Below are 3,334 nucleotides of genomic sequence, written 5' to 3' on the forward strand. Positions count from 1 at the left end.
CCCTCCCCCACCAACGGCACCACCACCGACGCCTCAACATCAGCAACAACCCCCCGCACACCACCCGAAACAGGCACCCACTCCAACCGCAGCAGCGTTGTTCCGTCCACAGCGGCGGCGGGGGCAAGCTGCATCGGGCGTGCGCCCAGCGTGGCTGACTCCACCGACAGCACCGGCACGCCCTGGGCGTCCGCTGCGGCGACGGAGACCGAGTGTTCGCCGACTTTCGCGACACGCATCCGTACGACCGACGCTCCGGTCGCGTGGAGCGATACCCCGTTCCAGGTGAGCGCGGCCAGCGGTTCGCTGTCGTCGACTCCCGCGAAACCGGCCGTCTGGACGGCGGCATCGAGCAGCGTGGGATGCAGTCCGTACAGGGCGGCATCGTCCCCGGTACCCGGGAGCGCGGCCTCCACGAAGACCTCGTCTCCGCGCCGCCACACGGCGCGTACGGTGCGGAAGGCCGGCCCGAAGTCCCCGTCCCCCTCCCCGTCCTCGTAGAAGCCATCCAAGTCGACTGGCACGGTGTCCTGCGGCGGCCATACCGACGCGTCGAAGTCGGCGACGGACTCCGCGGCAGTGATCCTGCCGGTGGCATGGCACGTCCACGGCTCGTCGGATGCGCCGTCCCGGCGTGCGTAACACCCGATCTCGCGAGTGCCGGAATCGTCCGGAGCGCCGATCGTCACCTGGATCGCCGTCGCACCGGTTGCTGACAGCAGGAGCGGCTGCCCGGTCAGGGCCAGCTCCTCGACACGGTCACATCCGACCTGGTCAGCGGCTCTGATCAGCAGCTCCAGGAACGCGGTGGGCGGGAACACCGGTGTGCCGTCAACGGTGTGATCTGCGAGCCACGGCTGCGCCTTCGGCGACAGCCGTCCCGAGAGCAGGACCTGACCGCTGTCCGCCACCGACACAGCCGCGCCGAGCAGCGGGTGTTGTGTCGCGGTCAGTCCGACGCCGCTCACGTCGCCTGTACGTGCGGCCGGCGTGGGCCAGTACGGCTCACGCTGGAAGGGGTAGGTGGGCAGGTCCACACGCTGGGCGCCGGTCCCTTCGAACAGGCGCGCCCAGTGCACGTCGACACCAGCGCAGTGCATTCGCGCCAGTCCGGTGACCAGCGCGGTCTCCTCCGGACGGTCCTTTCGGAGCAGAGGCGTGACTACGCAGTCCTGCTCGTCCTCCCCCATGCTCTGCTGCGTCAGTGCGGCGAGGACACCGTCCGGTCCGACTTCCAGGAAGGCCGTGGCACCCGCGCGGCGTAGGGCTCCTATGCCGTCCCAGAATCGAACGGTGTCCCGGACGTGCCGGACCCAGTACTCGGGGGAAGTCAGCTCCTCCCTCGTCGCGATCTCACCTGTGCGGTTCGAGACGACGGGGATCTCGGCGGTCCGAGACACCAGCCCTTCGACGACCTTCCGGAAGTCGTCGAGCAGCGGCTCCATCAGCGGGGAATGGAAGGCGTGCGACACTCGCAACGGGGTCGTCCTGCGCCCCAGTGCCTCGAAGTGGACACGGATCTGCCGCACCGCCTCCTCGGCCCCGGACACCACCACCGACGACGGACCGTTGACGGCAGCCAAGGCAACGAAATCGCCGAGCAGCGGCCGTACTTCGTCTTCCGTCGCCTCGACGGCGAGCATCGCGCCGCCTGCGGGCAGCGCCTGCATCAGCCGGCCACGAGCAGCGGCCAACGCGCAGGCGTCCTCCAGCGAGAACACCCCGGCCACGTGCGCGGCAGCCAGCTCGCCGATCGAGTGCCCGGCGACGAACTCCGGTCGCACACCGAGTGATTCGACGAGGCGGAACAACGCCACCTCGACCGCGAACAGACCGCTCTGGGTGTACAGCGTCTGGTTCAACAGATCGGCGTCATCGCCCCACACGACATCACGCACGGGACGGTCGAGGTGCTCGTCCAGGCCCGCACACACCGCGTCGAACGCCTCCGCGAACACCGGGAACCGGGCATACAACCCACGCCCCATACCCAGCCGCTGCGACCCCTGACCCGAGAACAACACCGCCAACGACCGCTCAACCGCCACACCACGAGCGACCTCGACACCGTCCACCAACACCGCCCGATGTGCCATCCGCGCACGCCCCGACGCCAGCGAGCAGGCCACGTCCAGCTCGCGTACGCCGTCCAGCCCCGTGACACGCTCCACCTGGGCATCCAGCGCCTTCTCCGACTTCGCCGACATCACCAGCGGGACCACGTCGAGCTTCACAGCCGGTGTGGTGGCGACGGGTTCGTCCGCCAGGGCCTGTTCCAGCACGACGTGGGCGTTGGTACCGCTGATCCCGAATGACGACACACCCGCTCGCCATGGCCGGTCCGTCTCGGGCCAGGGCATCGCCTCGGTGAGGAGTCGCACGTCACCGGCAGTCCAGTCGACGTGCGTGGAGGGTGCGTCGACGTGCAGGGTGCGGGGCAGCACCCCGTGCCGCATCGCCATGACCATCTTGATCACCCCGGCCACACCGGCCGCGGCCTGCGTGTGACCGATGTTCGACTTCACGGAGCCCAGCCACAGCGGACGTCCGGCATCTCGTCCGTTTCCGTACGTGGCGAGCAGCGCCTGTGCCTCGATGGGGTCGCCGAGCGTGGTGCCCGTGCCATGGCCCTCTACGGCGTCAACATCCGTGGGTGACAGGCCGGCGTTCGCGAGGGCCTGGCGGATCACTCGTTGCTGCGAGGGGCCGTTGGGGGCGGTGAGCCCATTGCTGGCGCCGTCCTGGTTGACGGCAGAGCCCCGCACCACGGCCAGCACCGGGTGACCGTTGCGGCGGGCATCGGAGAGCCGTTCGAGTACGAGGACACCGACGCCTTCCGACCATCCGGTGCCGTCGGCCGCGTCCGCGTACGCCTTGCACCGCCCGTCCGTCGCCAGACCGCCCTGCCGCGTGAAGCCCAGGAAGCTCATGGGCGTGGTCAGGACGGTCGCACCTCCGGCAAGAGCGAGGGTGCATTCGCCGCTGCGCAGCGACTGAGCGGCCAGATGCATGGCGACCAGCGACGAGGAGCAGGCCGTGTCGATGGTGACGGCCGGGCCCTCCAGCCCGAAGGTGTACGAGACACGGCCCGAGATCACGCTGTTGGCGAGGCCGGTACTGGCGTGACCCTCCACGTCCTCGCGGGAGTTCACAACGAGCGACGCGTAGTCCTGGCCGGTCGTCCCGACGAACACTCCGGTGCGACTGCCACGCAGAGACGCCGGGTCGATGGCCGCGCCCTCGATCGCCTCCCAGGAGGTTTCGAGGAGGAGCCGCTGCTGCGGGTCCATGGCCAGGGCCTCACGCGGAGAGATCCCGAAGAAGCCCGCGTCGA

1 protein-coding gene is annotated in these 3,334 nt (G+C 69.6%); it reads right to left on the reverse strand.

Going from position 1 to position 3,334, the window contains the following annotated elements:
• On the reverse strand, window positions 1-3,334 hold a 3,334-nt coding region (locus FB157_RS46915; RefSeq protein WP_145887963.1), incomplete at both ends, for a type I polyketide synthase.

The organism is Streptomyces sp. BK340, assembly GCF_007827595.1.
Lineage (GTDB): Bacteria > Actinomycetota > Actinomycetes > Streptomycetales > Streptomycetaceae > Streptomyces.